The organism is Trichocoleus sp. FACHB-46, from assembly GCF_014695385.1.
In the GTDB taxonomy this organism is placed as follows: Bacteria; Cyanobacteriota; Cyanobacteriia; order FACHB-46; family FACHB-46; genus Trichocoleus.
Genome location: NZ_JACJOD010000006.1, coordinates 377,645 through 394,268, shown reverse-complemented (window position 1 = coordinate 394,268; position 16,624 = coordinate 377,645). Strand labels below are relative to the sequence as shown.

Here is a 16,624-nt window from a genome sequence, read left to right as displayed (position 1 = left end):
GGTTGCTTCCTACACTGGTTCCCAAGCCGCTTCAAGGCAATCGGCGCGAGTCAAGCGAATTTGCGCCAAAGCAAACACAGTGGGAATCACCCGCCCATAGTTAGTTGCGATCGCCCGCCAGCCTAAATCCGCAAAAAACAAAGCCCACATCGCTGGTCCCACAAAAGCCAAAACGCTGCGAGTCACGCCATAGCGAGCCGCACTGAGAGCCATCCCTTGTTTTGCGGTTTGTAGCGCTACATAACTTTCAAATTGAGCGGCTGCCACAGCGCCACCTTTCGCGATCGCTTGCTGGGCTACTTGGTAAGTTGCAAAGTGGTAGGCAAACTGTTTTGCGATCAATTGCATCAACATGGGACGCACAATTGAGCTAATCGCCAAAGCACTACCCCCCTTGACCAGCAATCCCATTGGATCTTGCTGCACTGCCAGAGGTAGCTGATCCCGAATTTCAGAGCAAGCTAGTGATTGTTGTACCCGCAGCGTCAAAGCTCCTTTTTCTTTGGTCGATAGTTGTTTCCAGGCACGACTCAGCAGATTGAGAAACACTTCCGCTTCTAAGTCAGTAGTTGATAATTCTTCGGAGTAAGGAATTCTGAGGTAGCGGCAAACTTGAATTAAACATTGGCGATAAGTGATGCGATCGGCATGACCTTGCAGCACTGTCATGCCATCTGCCGCTAAAAACCGAAAGCGTTGCTCTAAGGCATCTAGCCAAGCTTGTCGCCCTTGGCTTTGCACATCCATCGGGTCCGGGGTATACAGGTAGTCAATTGGGTTAAACTTACGGCGAAACAAAATCTCAGTTAGCTCACCTAATTCTTCTTCAGTCGCTAACTCCAAGGCTGCTCTTAGCTCGTCCGCCATAAATTCCTCCACAACTGCACTGTTAACCCCGCTGTCCCATATTCTACTCTTAGCGATTGGCTGTTCGCTGTTGGCTTGTTCGCTATTGGCCCGATGCAAATTCTCTAGGAGACTCAACATTCGTGTTTGATGTTGCTGTGGTTGGAGCTGGCATTGCAGGCATTAGTTGCGCTCAGCAGTTGCGGCAATGGGGCTATCGCGTTGTCCTAGTAGAAAAGTCTCGGGGGTTGGGTGGCCGCATTGCCACTCGTCGGGTGCAGGATACTTGCACGGATCATGGAGCCCGCCATCTCAGTGCCCAAGGAGAGCATCTGGCCCAACTCATTCCAGTTTTGTGCGAAAACCAAATTCTAAGAACTTGGACAGATACTGTTTATGAACTAGGGAGCGATCGCCACCTGCATGCACCGCAATCTCAAGACATTTATCCTCGCTATACAGCTCCCGCTGGCATGAGCGCGATCGCCAAATTTTTAGCAACTGGATTAGACATTCAGCGGAGCCAGCGAGTAGAAGCGATCGCCTTGACCCCAGAAAATACTTGGCAACTGACTTTGGCAAACACCAGTGATCCTGCTGCAACTCCTACAACGTTGGCTGCTCAGGCAGTGGTTGTAGCGATTCCTGCCCCGCAAGCCCTGACGTTGCTCAAGCCTTTGGAAGAAACAATACCTGCTGATAAGTTCTTCAAAACTCTACGCGCGGTCCAATATCATCCTTGCATCACTGCGATCGCAGGTTATTCTCGCGATCGCCAAGCTGATTTAGCCACTCACAACCCAGCTTGGCAAGCTGTCACCTGTCCTGATGATTCAATGATTGATTGGATTAGCCTGGAGAACAGTAAACGCCCCAGTCAAGGCTCAGAACCACAGCCGCCCACTTTCGTCATCCAAAGCAGTGCTGCCTTTGCTCAAACAAACTTAGAAACTTCTGATTTACCAGCAGTGGGGCGTCAACTCTTAGACTATGCCGCCCAAGCTTTCTTTGCTTGGCTCGACGCCCCCGACTGGTTACAAGTTCACCGTTGGCGCTATGCCTTTCCTGCTCAGGGTTGGCTAGCACCTTGTTTAGTTGCCCCGACCGCTTTACCACTCGTTTGTAGTGGCGACTGGTGCGGGGGGATGCAGATCGAAAACGCTTTAGAATCTGGACTGGCAGCAGCAGCCGAAATTAATCATCAGCTTCGGAATCTACCCCTGCCAGAAACCAGCTTTTGGCATACCATTTCCAGTCACTTTGTCGATTCCACGGGCTGAAGCAATTTCAAGCAATGACCCGGAATTTCTTGCTATTGCCTTTCATACTTAGGCTCTTAGCAAGCTTGACTGCATCTCAATGGGAAACCCTGGGAGACTAGTCTGTCGCTTCAGCGCCGTCTCTTGCGCCCTCTTGATCAGTTTCAGTTTCTTCAGCTCGGTTGTCATTACCAAAGCGTCTCTTGCCAAAGCGGCCTTTGTTGGTGCGCTTACGGAATTTGCGAGCGTAAGCTTCATTACGGAGAGCTTTTTCTTTCTTTAAGTTGCGGCGTTTAGCCATGTTTACCTCTTTGAATCTATCTGCCACGCGAAAAGCGATCGCTTTCCCAAACTTTTGCGAGAAGCGATCTCAAGCCAGCGATCTAAAAACCAGAACGCCTAAAAAAATCGGTCAGATGTTTACTCTAACCTAATCTGTGACTCTCACCCAAACAGCTCAGCCTTTAATTTTAGCTGAATTGCGGTTGACAGAGCCGTTGGCAAAGCTGTTGACCGAAAAAGGCCAAGCTTTCAAAGCCAATTAGAGTCACAGTTTGGTCATTTTGGCCGCCAATTCTAGGGCATTGGCTGGAGTAGTGATTAGTCCCTCAGCTCGTGCCAACTGAATCTCAGCTAAAAGTTGCCCAATTTGCGGGCCAGCAGCCAGCTTCAAATGCGTCATTAGGTCTTGACCACTGACAAGAGGCATAGGATGCGCGACTGGATCGTCAGGAGTTAGAAAACGCTCAATCAGCCCCAATAGCACTGATATCGGTACACCTACAGCTAAAGCCCGCACCATCAGCGCTGGGAATACAGGGCCGACCGATTGAAACAGAAAATACTGCTCTCGACAAGACAAACCAGCCGTGACGCTAACTGCTTGTAACTGAGGCAAAAACTTAATAATAGTTAGGGCCGCTTGAATCTCGGCTCGGCTGTATTTCAAGGTCAATAACTCTACCTCAGCCTGCGCTAGGTCTGGAGACAGCAAACTAGCTAGCTTGGCCACCGTGATCCAAGTGCGATGATCGCCTGCAAGCTTGGCTTTAGCAGCTCCCGCCTCAACACCAGAGTTGCTATTAGCAGATTTGTTGCCCGTGGCGCTAGATGAATTTTTAGTGCCTTTACGACTAGCTTTGGTTGTGTGGCGTAGGGAGGCATAAAGTTCAGCTTTGAAGCTAGGACAAGCGGCCACCAAACTAATTGCTGAGCGATCGATCGCCGCAATTTGAGCCAGACTTTGAGCAGTGGCTTGAGGAAACCAAGCTTGGAGCAAGCCATCTTGCCAGGCGGCGGTCAACCACGGAGTTCCCTGAACGCTGCCAAATAAATAGTTGAGTTCCGACTGGATGCGCTCGGCGGCAACCTGGCTTAAGTAAGGAGAAAACTGACGAATCACAGCCCGCGTTTCCGCGTCTAGGCTAAAGCCCAACTGAGCTGCTTGGCGATAAGCCCGCAACAGACGTAGGGGGTCTTCGCGCAAGTTTTCCGAAGCTACCATGCGGATCGAGCTTTGCTTCAAATCCACAAAGCCTTCCAGTGGATCAATCAACTCTTCAGTATGCGGGTTGTAGGCGATCGCATTCACCGTAAAGTCCCGCCGCTGGAGATCAATTTCGAGGCTAGACCCCATTTGTTGCGCGAAATCTGCGGTAGCTTGCTCAAACACCACCCGGGCAATTTGCCGCTCTGCGTCTAATAAAACAAAGCCAGCCTTGTGATGATGCGCGATCGCTTGAGCCGTTTCCACTGCCTTTTCTGGCATGACAAAGTCGAGGTCTAGGTAATCGGCATGACGACCGAGCAACGCATCACGCACCACACCTCCCACCAAATAGGCAGGCTGAGGCAACCATTGCAAACCAAAAGGCCAAGTTTGAGGCGATAAAACAGATAAAGAAATTGAAGAAGTAGCGTACATGGAAACAAAAATCAATCGAGCGGCTAGCCAAGAATTGACTCGCCTAAGCTAGAGTAACAGAAAGACATGCGGGGTCTGGTAAACCCATCTTGTCAACCTACGGAGAGGTTCTGATCATGTGCATTTGTGTGAACTGCCACTACGTAGATCGCTGCACCACGTATCATGCAGTCGAAGGGCAGCATCAACAGCCTCACCTCACAAATACACCAGATTTTGAAGCGGTTGAACCTACTATTAATGTCAATATCCGTTCCTCAGAGGATGAAATCCAGATGGAATGGGATGTAGTTGGCTGTCAGAGCTTCAAGCAAGAAACAGGTAAGTGGGCTAACTTGCGCCCAGGTGAGTTAGTTCCAACTTAACCTGGTTGCGATGTTTCCAGCCAATTTTCTTGGAGTTTCTCAGGATTGCAGCTGCGATCGCCAGATAAAGCACATTTAGCTACCTGGAAATTTGGAGGAACGGCGTAGGATAAACTCAGTGAACTTGGGTTCCTAGGGTATGCGCTACTGCCTCAATCCGGTTTGTCGAAATCCGCACCATGCAGAGCCAGCCAAGTTCTGTGAAACTTGTGGCTTTAAGCTTGTTTTGGGCGATCGCTACTGCGCCATCGAACCCATTGGGCAGGGAGGTTTTGGCAGAACTTTTTTGGCTTTAGATGACTACAAGCCTTCCAAGCCGCGCTGTGTGATCAAGCAGTGTTTTCCCTTGCCCCAAAGCATTCGTAACCCGATTAAAGCAGCCGAGCTATTTCGGCTAGAAGCCGTTCGGCTAGAAGAATTAGGCCACCACCCTCAGATTCCAGAGCTACTGGCGTACTTTCAGCAGGACCAGTTTCAGTATCTGATTCAAGAATTTATTGACGGAGCCACGCTAGAACAAGAAGTGGCTCAAAACGGTGTCTTTAACGAAACCCAAATTCGGCAGTTACTGGGCGATCTGCTGCCAGTGCTGCAATTTGTCCACGAACACCATGTGATTCATCGCGACATTAAACCCACAAATATTATTCGCCGCCGCACTGACCAACAATTGGTCTTAGTGGATTTTGGGGCGGCAAAGTCGGCTAGCAGCGCCGATCTTTCTCGTACGGGCACTAGCATTGGCAGCCCCGCATTTGTATCTCCCGAGCAAGCGATGGGTAAGGCTATCTTTGCCAGCGATCTCTACAGTCTAGGGGTCACTTGTATTTACTTGTTGACTCACACCCATCCCTCAGATTTATTTGATACCGAAGAAGGCACTTGGCTGTGGCAACCTCACCTCAAACAACCTATTAGTGGTGATTTGGGTCAGATTCTCGATCGCCTGTTGCAAAGCGCAACGAAGAAACGCTATCAATCCGCGATCGCAGCATTACAAGATTTACAGGCTCCAGCATTATCACTCACACCAGCTTCAAACAGAGCAACCGCAGCTGATCAGGCAGGCTCAGCATTACCGTCGATCTCAGAAACTACGCCCAGTGATTTAACATCCCCAACTTGGCGTTGCGTGCGAACTTTGACTGGGCATTCTCGCTGGGTGCGATCGCTTGCCATTAGCCCAGACAGTCGAGTACTGGTAAGTGGTAGCGGAGACCGGACTGTAAAAATTTGGGATCTCACAACCGGACAGTTGTCACAAACTCTATTAGGTCATGAGCACTGGGTGCGATCGGTGGCGATTAGCCCAGATGGAGAGTTAGTCGCCAGCGCCAGCAATGACAAAACAGTAAAAATCTGGCAACTCAGTACCGGAAAGTTATTAAAGACGCTGAGTGGTCATACGGATTGGGTGCGCTCAGTCACTTTTAGCCCCGATAGCCAGTATTTAGCCAGCGGTAGTCAAGATAAAAGCATCAAGCTCTGGCAAGTTGCAACAGGTCAACTGCTCCAAACGCTGGTAGGGCATGAGCATTGGGTGTTAGCGATCGTCCTAGCCACAGGAACAGTAAATGCGTCAACTACTAAGCAACCCCTACTGGTGAGTGGTAGCCGCGACACCAGCATCAAAATTTGGCAACTGAATACTCAACGACTGCTCCACACGCTGACAGGGCATGATGAACCCGTCACTACCCTGGTGCTTAGTTCCAATGGACAACTACTGGTGAGCGGTAGCCAAGACAAAACCATCAAAGTTTGGCAACTCGAAAACCAAACCCTGCTCCGGACTCTAACGGGTCATGCAGACGCAGTGAATGCTGTCACTCTCAGCCCCGATGGACAGCTACTGGTGAGCGGTAGCCAAGACAAAACCATTAAAGTTTGGCAATTCGATACCGGAACCCTGCTGGAAACATTAGTAGGGCATGTTGCTTGGATTTGGTCAGTCGCGATTAGTGCCGATGGCCAAACCATCGCTAGTGCTGGTGATGATGGCACCATCAAGATCTGGCAACGTGATTAAATGACTATTGATATTTGTGATTTCTGAATTAACTTTGACTCCTGATCCTTCCTCTTGTGCCGCCCAATACGGCTTAGCGCTACATACCAGCACTCCCGAACTTGGCTTAGCTTTGGGTAACTTTGCAGGCAATCGCCGCCATCAAGTTTGGAGCTTGGATCGGGGGTTGTCTACCCATCTGCACCACTATTTGGGTGAGTTCATGGCACCTCAAACTTGGTCAGACCTCGCCTTTATCGCAGTAGCGCGAGGACCCGGCGGCTTTACGGGCACACGTATCGGCATGGTCACGGCTCGCACCTTAGCGCAACAGCTAGAAATTCCTCTCTTCGCCATTTCTTCGCTAGCTGCCTACGCTTGGATTTCTGTCTCCCAGCAATCTCAACCTGTCCTTGAGCCACAGGTGATTGCGGTGCAGATGCCAGCTCAACGAGGGGAAGTGTATGGCGCTATTTACCAAGTAGGCTCGGAGACTGGTTTAACGCCTCTCTTGGCAGATACCATCCAGCCCCTAGCCAATTGGGAAGCAACTTTAGCTAGTTGGCCCACTGCCTATGAGTTGGTGAAAGCGGAAGGCGGATTGGGTAGCTCAGTTTTGGGAGTTTTAGCTTTGGCTGAACAGCATTGGCATCGAGGGGAGCGATCGCATTGGTCAGAAGCGTTGCCCTTTTATGGTCAACATCCAGTCACCCAGTAGGAATCCTAAGTGTTTGTGAGCAGTGTATCTAAGTACACCTCTCACAAATCATAAAGAAGGCACAAAAAAAGACAGGAAGTGCCTGCTTCCTGTCTTGGTTGTTCACCCAGTATTTGCCCTATCAGTCAGCTCACGAGCGTTGCAGCAATTCGTAAGGGTAGAGAGCACCAATGCTTACACAGCAGTTGTTTTTCCCACGTTACTTTTCTGCTGAAGCGCTGATCTAGAGTCCTGAGGTTTTGCAACCAAATCAGTGTTATCTCCAGGAGCGTTTTGCATGACCGATACAGTCACATAGAGAATATACTGAGCTAATTCTAGGGGAACCGGGAAAGGAAATGATAGAAATGTGACAAAAATCAAGAATATGACGAGTCTCATTAGAGCTTCTTTTAGTCTTGATGGCTGGAAGCACTGCAAATTCCGGTATGCAGCGATCGCCCACTCATTGCCAATGCCACATTTACTCTTTACGTAGTTCTTCTAAACTTTGCTCAGGGAAATTACTTATCCCCGTTTCTCACTAACTATCGTTGTAGGCTGCGGGGGTCAAGTGCATCTCGCAAGCCATCACCCAGCACATTAAAAGACAGCACTGTGAGAATAATTAACAAAGCTGGAGGCCATACGAGCCAAGGTTGTAGCACCAGAATGGAGGCGTTGGTCGCCAGAGATAGCATATTTCCCCATGAGGGATCGGGCTGCTGAATGCCCAAGCCAATCAAGCTCAACACCGACTCCGCCACAATAAAACTCGGAATGGATAGGGTCGCCGAAATAATCACATAGGTCGCGGTTTGGGGCAGGATGTGACGCACAATGATGTAGAAAGGCTGACCACCCATCGCTGTCGCAGCCTGAACAAATTCCCGCTGTTTGATCGACAAGACTTGCCCTCGAATCACTCGCGCTAAACCTGCCCAGCTAATAAACGATGTAATCAATACAATTAGAAGAAATCGTTGGGCACTCGTTAGCCCCGGTGGTAACACTGCTGCTAGAGCTACCAACAAATAAATGCTGGGGATCGTCATCAAAACTTCTACCAAACGCATTAAGAAGCTATCGGTGAAGCCACCAAAAAATCCCGAAATACCACCGACCAGCATACCCAGAGGAAAGGAAATGGCCACCCCCACCAAGCCAATGCTAAGGCTGATGCGTCCACCATATAGCAATCGACTAAACTGATCTCGCGCTTGCTCATCGGTACCTAGCAAGTTAAATCTAGCTGGCCCAGCCGCACCGAAGAGATGCCGTTTAAACTCCAACCCCAAGATTTTGTAAGGATGCCCTGCTACAAAGAGGCGCAGTGGTGACGGTTGGCTGCGATCAATGATTAGCTTGCGATCGCCTGTATTGATGTCAACCGGACCTTGAATCGTGGGATAGACATGAGGCCCAATAAATTGACCCGCCTGATTGCGCCAGTAGATTTGCGTTGGGGGTAGCAGCCCGCCATCTGGCTGTGAAGCGTAGGGGTCATAGGGGGCCACAAAATCAGCGGCGAGCACTGCCAGGTAGAAAATTATCAGCACCAACGCCCCAAATCGGGCCAAAGGATTCTTTTTAAGTTTCTGCCACCAATCCATAACACTGCTACCTAATGCGAACTGACGAAAACTCTCGTACTTAGCGATCGTGCTGTGGGCCTGTACTTAGCGATCGCGCTGTGGGCCTGTGGAACTCACCATAACAGGAGGCACTGGCTCAGATCCATCTTTCAAGCCATCTCTAGAATCTGAGTTGACCAATTCTAGGGTTGTTGTATCCAGCGCTTCTGGGTTAAGAGGATTGTAGAAGAAGGAACCCGTTTGCGGAGGCAAAGTTGGGTCTAGAACCACTTCGGCAATACTTTTCACGACACCAGTTAGAGGAATCGCCAAAATCACGCCGAGTAGGCCCGCCACTTTAGCACCGAGCAGCAACGACGTAAAAATAATCACTGGGCTAAGTCCCGTCAGGTTACCCATGAGTCGGGGAGCCAACAAGTTGTCTTTGATCTGTTGGGTCGCGATCGCTACTCCTAAAACTTGCAACGCCAACCACCAGTCGATAAATGCCACCACGACACTCACGGTGGCAATTCCCAAGGTCGCCCCAATGAATGGAATCACTTCCATCACACCGATAAACACGGCAAACAGTAAGAAAAATGGCACTCGCAACCATAAAAACGCCAAAGACAGCACCACGGCCATAAATAGCCCTAGCAATAATTGGCCCGCAAAGAACTGTCGGAGATTGCGCCGTAAAGAATCCGTTAAACAAGTCCGAATTTGGGGCGAAAAAATATTGACCAGTCCCCGCCAGACACGCTCCCCATCCAGGAGCATATAAAACGAAATCACCAAAATCAAAACCAGATCCAGTGTCCAGTTGACCGTTCCCAGGACCAAGCCAAATCCTTGAGCCGCGATCGCCTGTGCCCGTTCCCGCACCTCCGCCGATAACTGCTGCTCCAAAAGCTGCACATCAAAGGGTAGGTTGTGCACCTCGCTCCAAAGCTGAAAATCTGCTAACTGATTCCGCCCAGACTCCATCAAACTAGGGAAATTCGTAGCTAACTGACGAGCTTGCTCTGAAACTGGAGGTGCGATCGTCAAACCAATCACTACCCCTCCCAGCCCTGCGGCCAAGTACACCAGAGCTGCAGCGACCCCACGAGGTAAAAAAGTCTGTAGCTTAGCCACTGCATAATTTAGCAGAAAGGCAATCAAGCCTGCCGTCACCAAGATGCTAATGAGATCGCCAAAGTAGTTGAGGGCGTTTAGAGTCAACCAGCCCGCAACCAGCACCAGTAACCAGGTGATTAAAAGTTGTTGAACAGGAGAAAAAACACGGTTCATGAGTGTTAGCGCTATGCCGTTTTGCTAAGCAACGGGAATTGGATCTTCGTGTTCTACCACAAAAACATTAGAGTACAAGTTGGCAATAATCTGCTTACCCTGCTGAGTTAAGGACAAATAATGCAAGGCATCTTTGACGTAGGGATGAACGCCATGCCAATAAAACTTGGGATAGTTCTTCCGCAGGTCGGCAGGGTTACGGTAACCTAACGCTTTGTTCACGCCTGTTTCTTCAAATTCATAGTACAGAGCACAGATTTTCTTTAAGTAGCGGGGGTCGCTCAGTTGACCGATTAAGTCAGAGGCTCGGATCAGTCCCGGATAGTCAACCGTATCCTGATGGTCTTCTACCGAAGGCACTGGAAAACGAGTTAGTTCAATGTTGTACTTAATTACATCGGCATCGATCAGCTTATGCCCACCAAAGCGCTCATCAATAAAGAGCTTGGCGCGATCGACGTGGTATGGAGTCAGGCTCGCATCAGAAGACCCAGCCGCTAAAGGCACCATTGCTCCATCTTTACCTGTGGCATAGTAACCGTCTTTGTCTTGGCGGCAAACCCCTTTCACGTAGCCAATATCGTGGCAGACCAGGGAGATAATGAAGTGCAGCCAATCTTCACAGGAAACACCGCCTTCCCGAATATGCCTGCCCCGCAAGATTTCTTGGCCTACCAAGGTGACGAGGATGGTGTGTTCAACATTGTGGTAGAGCGCATCACTGTTTGCAATGTTCTCTAGCGCCATGCTGCCTGCCCAACCAATAATGTCTTCGTAGTCTGGCTTCCACCCGCCATAGGTACGCCGATAACCTTCTTTGAGTCTCTGAACAAAGTTATCAATCAGAATTTCCGTGGCATTAAACATGCTAAATACTCGCTTTTATGGGCTTGCAGGATAGGAATGGTGAAGGCGGGCGATCGCAGCATTACGAATGCTTATTTGTTCTAGAGAAACACAGGCAAACCAGTCATGTAACTGGGCCAAATTTTTTGTCTGATTATCGCCTGAGCAGAGAAATCTAGAGAGGGTTGGCGTCAAATCACAAAATCTTGAGCGAGCGTCTAGCTGCATAAATCTCTACATCTGCTAGGCATCAACCTTTAGTTTTCCCGGTTATGGTGGTGGCAGGTGAGTCTTGCTACAGACTTTCTCAATTAATTTCCCTTCAGGAGTAGGTAATCCCCATGAGGCACGCCCCAGTTCGTTACGCTAGGCAACTGCTCACCCTGGGGATGATGGGTCTAATCGGGGCTACAGTTGTAGAACCAACTTTGGCTGCCCAAAAAAGCTCTACACCCAATCCAAACCAACAGAAGGTCCAACTGGATTCTAACAATGCTGCATCGTACTATCAGCAGGGTAATGAACTTTATCACCAAGGGAAGTTAACTGGAGCGATCGCGGCTTACCGCAAAGCCATTGAGCTTGATGGAAAGTATGTGGAAGCTTACGTCGGTTTGGGCAATGCCCTGGATGACAACGGGAACACGGATAAAGCGATCGCCGCCTATCAACAAGCGATTCGTCTCCGCCCTAATGATGCGATCGCCTACTACAACTTGGGGGTGACTCATTATCGCCTCAATAAGTACGACGAGGCTGTAGCCGCCTTCGAGCAAACTACTAAGCTTGATCCCAAGTTTGTCTCAGGCTTTATCAGCTTAGGCAATGCCTTAGATGATATGGGAAAATTTCAGCCCGCCCTTCAAGCTTATCAACAAGCCATTCAATTAGAGCCTGACAATGCCAGTGCCTACCTGAATATGGGCATTGCTTATGCTCGCCAAAAACAAACCAAAGCTGCGATTGCCGCGCTGCAAAAAGCCAAAACTCTCCTGCAAACTGAAGGCAACTCGGACGCAATTCAGCAAATCGAGCAAATGTTGCAGCAACTCACGACTTCCTAGCCTCTAGCGTCTCCTCTCGCGATCGGTCTATAATAAGCGTTCAGCTATTGACTAGCTGAGCCTGCTGCGGGTGTAGTTCAGTGGTAGAACGTTAGCTTCCCAAGCTAAATGTCGTGGGTTCGAGTCCCATCACCCGCTTTTTGTCCTAAACTCTATTTCTGCTGAGCGATCGCCCCTTAACCACTTAGGGAGTGCGTCAGGCGCGATCGCAACTTTACGGTTATGCGAAATGGGGCGATGAGTTGTGTAGTTCTTATCAGCGACTGAAGGCTCTAGCTAATTTCCCTGCAAGCCAGTGGGGGTAAGCCATGAGCTGATGTTTTGTCGCTCAATCTTACACTTCAGCATTGCCATCAAGGACTCACTCTCACTATGCAAAAAAAGCTTGCAACCATTACGCTCTCTCTGACCTGCGCTCTACTAGGCTTAGGCACTAACTTTGCCTTGGCCATCCCTACAACCAACCAGCAAGGAGACTACCCAGCCCCACCTCCAGGGCAGCGAGGTGGTAGGCAGGTCAACTGGCAAGTTGTTGATTCAGACCCCAAGGGGCTCAACTGCCGAATGGCTAGACAATTCCAGGGTATCTCGGTAGACAGCATTGATGCACCACCCGATTTGTCTGCGCGAAACAAACACAATATCTCTCAGTGGCCTGTGGTGTTTGCCTTCAAGCGAGGGCAACGTTTACGCGCAGAGACTGGCAATTGGGATAATCAAATTATGTTGACTGATCGGCAAGGAAAACCCTGGTTGCCTGTCTCTACTAGCAAGGGTAATTGCTTTGTCCGTGCCAACAGCAATTTCATTCGACCTGTTCGAGAAGATGCCGTGACTCTAAAGCCATTGGAGTAATCCTACGCGTTGGGTTCCAATCGCTTCACAAGCTAACAACTATAAAACTTCAAGCCCTACAGATTTTTGAAATCCATAGGGCTAATTAGCAATTCTGGGCTTTTTAGATTTATGCAATTTCGTCTGGGTTTACTCCTCGCTTTCGCAATGAGGCTAGCATTTGCTGCCTGACCTGGGCAGCCCAGGATTCAAAGCCGATCTTCTCTACATTTCTATCTACCACTGCCTCATCGGGAGGAGTTTGTGGTTTCTTAGTTTTGGTTTCCATAACCGTCGGTACCTGGATAACTGGGGAAGAGCGTGCAGCGAACTACTCACCCTGCTCACATCTTAAAAGGGTTAGCTAGGAAGCTCCACTCGGAAATGCGCTAAGTACATTGAATGCTTGCAGTTTCCGAATCACAATCCTGAAGCTGTTACATAGACAACAATTGAGCCACTTGAACCGTAACGGATCGCCCCTGTCCCTTCTGAGGCGATCGCGCTTACAGTGCCAGAAAAAATCAATATTTGCCAACTTGCCTGCTTTGTCTACCAGCTCCGTTATAGAAGACATAGTTGTAGACATATGTGGACATAATTTAAACAGGCGCTTCAGGGTGTAGCCGCTCTAACCAAAGGGAACTTTATAGTGATTAAGTTACAGAGCTTCCCACACTTCTTCGTAGAGAACGAAAAAGTTATTACACAAACTTGCTTGAAGCACCATGAATCATGGCATGACTGGCAGCTATAGCCTCAGCCTAGTTGCGCTTTCGTTTGCGATCGCCGTCTTTGCTTCCTACACAGCCCTGGATTTATCTGGACGGGTGCGACCAACCAAAAGATCAACGCGCTACCTTTGGCTGTTGGGTGGAGCTGTGGCAATGGGGACTGGCATTTGGTCGATGCACTTCGTGGCCATGTTGGCTTTTCACCTCTCCGTGCCCGTTGAATACGACCTGTTGACCACTCTGCTTTCGCTGCTCTATGCCATTATTGCCTCTGGCATCGCCCTGTGGATCTGGAGGCGTCCTAATTCAAAATTTTTGCCACTGCTTTCTGGCGGCATCTGCATGGGTGTTGCCATCGCCTGGATGCACTACACAGGGATGGCTGCCATGCGCCTTCCTGCGAGGATTGAGTATCACTTTGGCTTAGTGGCCCTGTCGGTGGCGATCGCCATTGCCGCCTCACTCACAGCTCTTTGGCTAGCCTTTCGACTGCAAGATAAGTCACTCAGAGCACCCTTTTGGCAGAAGTTAGGCAGTGCTTTTGTGATGGGAATTGGCATTAGTGGCATGCACTACATGGGCATGGCAGCCAGCCGATTTGTGTCCGAACCCGTACTTGCCACCTCCTCGCCGACAGTTCACGCTCCCTTCATGGCAATCGCGGTCGCTGCTGGCGCTCTACTGCTTCTCAGCTTGATCTTGATTGCGTCTTTGATTGATCAGCAATTTACGATGCAACTGAGCCGACAACAAACGTTGCTAGAAAGCGAAAAGCGGTTTCGGACCTTGATTCGTGAGATGCAGGTTGGGGTGCTGTTTCTAAATGCTGACGCAGAAATCGTCATTAGTAATCAAGCCGCGATCGCACTATTGCAGTTGGATCAAACCGAAGGTATCCGGTCTATATTTGGGACCAACCAACGTTGGCTCCGCGAAGACGGAACTTATTTTGCCACAACAGAGCTGCCTGTGCAGCGGGCGATCGCCCAACGCCAACCGATCCGAAACGTGGTGATGGGCATTGAGCAAACCAACAGCTCTGAGCGCACCTGGATGCTGGTCAATGCTGATCCGCAGTTTATAGAAAATGGAGTTTTAGAGCGGATTGTTTGTACCTTTAGCGATATCACTCAGCAGAAGCAAACAGAAGAAGACTTTCAACAAAGCCAAGACCAATTTGCCAAAGCTTTTCATTCCAATCCAGTCGCGAGTTGCATCACTACTGTTGCCGAAGGCCGCTTTGTCGATGCCAATAGCAGTTTCCTCAAGTTGTTTGGCTACCCACGCGAACATCTGATTGGCTGTACTTCGAGAGAGCTACAAATCTGGGCCGATCTCAAAGACCGCGATCGCGTGATTCGAATGCTGCAACGCGATCGTTCAGCTCAAATGGTAGATGCCCCTTTTCGCACCAGCTCCGGTGAAATTCGAGAAGGACTCTGTTCTTTTGAAATGATTGAGGTCAGGGGGGAACCTTGTCTCCTCAGCATTGTGAATGACATTACCGAGCGCAAGCGGGCAGAACAAGCTTTACAACAAGCCAAAGAAACAGCAGATGCCGCAAATCGGGCCAAGAGTGAATTTCTGGCCAACATGAGCCATGAGCTGCGTACGCCTCTAAATGCCATTCTTGGCTTCACGCAACTCATGAGTGGCGACAATTCTCTCTCAGCTCAAAATAAGGAGTATCTCAGCATTATTAATCGCAGCGGTGAGCATCTGTTGCGGCTGATCAACGACATTCTGGAGATGTCCAAAATTGAGGCGGGGCGATCGACACTCAATGCCAATGATTTCGATCTCCATCGTCTGCTGCAAAACCTCGAAGAGATGTTGCAACTTGCCGCGACTGCTAAAAACTTAAAACTGATCTACGACTGTGATCCTCAAGTCCCACAATGCATCAGAGCAGACGAAAGCAAACTACGTCAGGTCTTGATTAATCTCTTGGGCAATGCCATCAAGTTTACTCAGCAAGGCTGTGTGACATTGCGGGTCAAGCGAGCAGAGATCGGGCAGGAGTTAGCAGGGAGGAGACAGGAATCAGCAGCTAGCGGTCAGAAGGTTGAGGTTGCTTCCGACCTAAAATTGCTCTACGGAAATGTAGTCAGCGATCAACCCCTAGCGCTTTCTTTTGAGATTGCCGATACAGGCCCTGGGATGGAAGCCAATGAACTGAATAATTTGTTTACAGCTTTTGCCCAAACAACTAGTGGCTTAAAATCGCAGCAAGGAACGGGCTTAGGCTTAGCCATTAGCCAGAAGTTTGTGCAACTCATGGGTGGAGAAATTGCTGTTAGTAGCACGATGGGGCAGGGTTCTCAGTTCCGCTTTACCTTACCCGTTTACCCAGTGCAAACCGCTCAGGTAGCCATCTCTCTACCAATCCGCCATAAAGTCGTTGGCATAGTACCCAATCAGCCCACTTATCGCATTTTGGTTGCCGAAGACCAACGCACCAATCGCCTTCTGCTCACCAGGCTCCTCAGTTCTGTAGGGTTTGAGGTTAGAGAAGCCACCAATGGCCAAGAAGCGATCGCTCTCTGGGAAAGCTGGGCTCCACATCTAATCTGGATGGATATGCGGATGCCCGTGATGAATGGTTATGAAGCAACTCAATGTATCCGGGCTTCGCTAAAAGGAGAAGCCACGGTGATTATTGCTTTAACTGCCAGTGCCTTTGAAGAACAACGTCAGTCCATCTTATTGGCTGGATGCGATGACTTTATGGGCAAACCTTTCAACCGAGAGGAATTATTAGGGAAAATCAGCCAGTATTTGGGCGTGCAGTACATCTACAGCGAACTAGAGGATAGCCACTCTGCAAAAATCTTTCCTCGCACTACGCAGGCAGATGGATCGCTCATTCACCGAAGTTCTCCCGAACCACTTAGCCCCAATAGCCTTAAGGTGATGCCGCCCGACTGGATAGAACAGTTGCATTTAGCGGCTTTACAAGGAAGTGATCTCCTAATCCTCAAGCTCATTCAACAAATTCCTGGAGAGCATGCTGCGCTTAGCTGTGCTTTAGTTGAACTGGTGGCAAATTTTCGCTTCGACCAGATTGTTATTTTGGCGCGATCGCTACAAAGCGAAATTAGCTAGAGGTAACAGGGATAACAATTACTCTCCTGACTGATGTATCCCCCTACCCTCAGCAGTAAGTTGATCAGTAAT

The 16,624-nt window shown here is 49.5% G+C and carries 13 protein-coding genes and 1 tRNA gene; 8 read left to right on the top strand and 6 right to left on the bottom strand.

What is annotated here, in order from left to right; all coding sequences use genetic code 11:
- Window positions 1-9 precede the first annotated feature (9 nt).
- Window positions 10-987 (bottom strand): YaaW family protein, encoded by a 978-nt coding sequence (locus H6F72_RS02040; RefSeq protein WP_370527424.1) that lies wholly within the window; start codon window positions 985-987, stop codon window positions 10-12.
- Window positions 988-989: 2 nt separating this feature from the next.
- Here H6F72_RS02040 and H6F72_RS02035 point away from each other — a divergent pair, with 2 nt between their 5' ends.
- A complete protein-coding gene (locus tag H6F72_RS02035; protein WP_190431358.1) occupies window positions 990-2,126 on the top strand; it encodes an FAD-dependent oxidoreductase in 1,137 nt (378 codons plus the stop codon).
- A 97-nt stretch (window positions 2,127-2,223) separates the two neighbouring features.
- Here the strand turns inward: H6F72_RS02035 and H6F72_RS02030 are convergent, their stop codons facing one another.
- Window positions 2,224-2,406, bottom strand: a complete 183-nt coding sequence (locus H6F72_RS02030) for a hypothetical protein (RefSeq protein ID WP_190431357.1) — start codon at window positions 2,404-2,406, stop codon at window positions 2,224-2,226.
- 246 nt (window positions 2,407-2,652) lie between these two features.
- A complete protein-coding gene (locus H6F72_RS02025; protein WP_190431356.1) occupies window positions 2,653-4,029 on the bottom strand; it encodes a CCA tRNA nucleotidyltransferase in 1,377 nt (458 codons plus the stop codon).
- A 116-nt stretch (window positions 4,030-4,145) separates the two neighbouring features.
- Here H6F72_RS02025 and H6F72_RS02020 point away from each other — a divergent pair, with 116 nt between their 5' ends.
- From H6F72_RS02020 to tsaB, 3 genes are all read left to right on the top strand, one after another.
- Complete coding sequence (locus tag H6F72_RS02020; RefSeq protein ID WP_190431355.1) at window positions 4,146-4,394, top strand: Ycf34 family protein; 249 nt, start codon at window positions 4,146-4,148, stop codon at window positions 4,392-4,394.
- Window positions 4,395-4,533: 139 nt separating this feature from the next.
- Window positions 4,534-6,423, top strand: a complete 1,890-nt coding sequence (locus H6F72_RS02015) for a serine/threonine-protein kinase (RefSeq protein ID WP_190431354.1) — start codon at window positions 4,534-4,536, stop codon at window positions 6,421-6,423.
- A 16-nt stretch (window positions 6,424-6,439) separates the two neighbouring features.
- Entirely contained in the window at window positions 6,440-7,120 is a 681-nt protein-coding gene (tsaB, locus tag H6F72_RS02010) for a tRNA (adenosine(37)-N6)-threonylcarbamoyltransferase complex dimerization subunit type 1 TsaB (RefSeq protein ID WP_348252005.1), read from the top strand.
- 527 nt (window positions 7,121-7,647) lie between these two features.
- On the opposite strand, the gene H6F72_RS02005 is transcribed toward tsaB, so the two are convergent.
- The 3 genes from H6F72_RS02005 to H6F72_RS01995 all read right to left on the bottom strand — a co-directional run bounded on the left by H6F72_RS02005 (window position 7,648) and on the right by H6F72_RS01995 (window position 10,836).
- The gene (locus H6F72_RS02005) at window positions 7,648-8,712 is read right to left on the bottom strand and encodes an ABC transporter permease (RefSeq protein WP_190431352.1); all 1,065 of its coding nucleotides are present in this window, start codon (window positions 8,710-8,712) and stop codon (window positions 7,648-7,650) included.
- Window positions 8,713-8,778: 66 nt separating this feature from the next.
- The gene (locus H6F72_RS02000; RefSeq protein WP_190431351.1) at window positions 8,779-9,969 is read right to left on the bottom strand and encodes an AI-2E family transporter; all 1,191 of its coding nucleotides are present in this window, start codon (window positions 9,967-9,969) and stop codon (window positions 8,779-8,781) included.
- 24 nt (window positions 9,970-9,993) lie between these two features.
- Window positions 9,994-10,836: an Npun_R2479 family HD domain-containing metalloprotein gene (locus H6F72_RS01995; protein WP_190431350.1), complete on the bottom strand. Its 843-nt coding sequence runs from the start codon at window positions 10,834-10,836 to the stop codon at window positions 9,994-9,996.
- Between the two features lie 320 nt (window positions 10,837-11,156).
- Here H6F72_RS01995 and H6F72_RS01990 point away from each other — a divergent pair, with 320 nt between their 5' ends.
- From H6F72_RS01990 to H6F72_RS01970, 4 genes are all read left to right on the top strand, one after another.
- The gene (locus tag H6F72_RS01990) at window positions 11,157-11,879 is read left to right on the top strand and encodes a tetratricopeptide repeat protein (protein ID WP_190431349.1); all 723 of its coding nucleotides are present in this window, start codon (window positions 11,157-11,159) and stop codon (window positions 11,877-11,879) included.
- A gap of 66 nt (window positions 11,880-11,945) precedes the next feature.
- Window positions 11,946-12,017 (top strand) — tRNA-Gly (locus H6F72_RS01985).
- A 234-nt stretch (window positions 12,018-12,251) separates the two neighbouring features.
- Complete coding sequence (locus tag H6F72_RS01980; protein WP_190431348.1) at window positions 12,252-12,734, top strand: hypothetical protein; 483 nt, start codon at window positions 12,252-12,254, stop codon at window positions 12,732-12,734.
- Window positions 12,735-13,441: 707 nt separating this feature from the next.
- Complete coding sequence (locus H6F72_RS01970; protein ID WP_190431346.1) at window positions 13,442-16,552, top strand: MHYT domain-containing protein; 3,111 nt, start codon at window positions 13,442-13,444, stop codon at window positions 16,550-16,552.
- The last annotated feature ends 72 nt before the right edge of the window (window positions 16,553-16,624 follow it).

Bases quoted from the DNA above. Each gene is read 5' to 3' on its own strand.
- H6F72_RS02040 (WP_370527424.1), bottom strand. From the start codon at position 987: ATGTTGAGTCTCCTAGAGAATTTGCATCGGGCCAATAGCGAACAAGCC.
- H6F72_RS02030 (WP_190431357.1), bottom strand. From the start codon at position 2,406: ATGGCTAAACGCCGCAACTTAAAGAAAGAAAAAGCTCTCCGTAATGAA.
- H6F72_RS02025 (WP_190431356.1), bottom strand. From the start codon at position 4,029: ATGTACGCTACTTCTTCAATTTCTTTATCTGTTTTATCGCCTCAAACT.
- H6F72_RS02020 (WP_190431355.1), top strand. From the start codon at position 4,146: ATGTGCATTTGTGTGAACTGCCACTACGTAGATCGCTGCACCACGTAT.
- H6F72_RS02015 (WP_190431354.1), top strand. From the start codon at position 4,534: ATGCGCTACTGCCTCAATCCGGTTTGTCGAAATCCGCACCATGCAGAG.
- H6F72_RS02005 (WP_190431352.1), bottom strand. From the start codon at position 8,712: ATGGATTGGTGGCAGAAACTTAAAAAGAATCCTTTGGCCCGATTTGGG.
- H6F72_RS02000 (WP_190431351.1), bottom strand. From the start codon at position 9,969: ATGAACCGTGTTTTTTCTCCTGTTCAACAACTTTTAATCACCTGGTTA.
- H6F72_RS01995 (WP_190431350.1), bottom strand. From the start codon at position 10,836: ATGTTTAATGCCACGGAAATTCTGATTGATAACTTTGTTCAGAGACTC.
- H6F72_RS01990 (WP_190431349.1), top strand. From the start codon at position 11,157: ATGAGGCACGCCCCAGTTCGTTACGCTAGGCAACTGCTCACCCTGGGG.
- H6F72_RS01980 (WP_190431348.1), top strand. From the start codon at position 12,252: ATGCAAAAAAAGCTTGCAACCATTACGCTCTCTCTGACCTGCGCTCTA.
- H6F72_RS01970 (WP_190431346.1), top strand. From the start codon at position 13,442: ATGAATCATGGCATGACTGGCAGCTATAGCCTCAGCCTAGTTGCGCTT.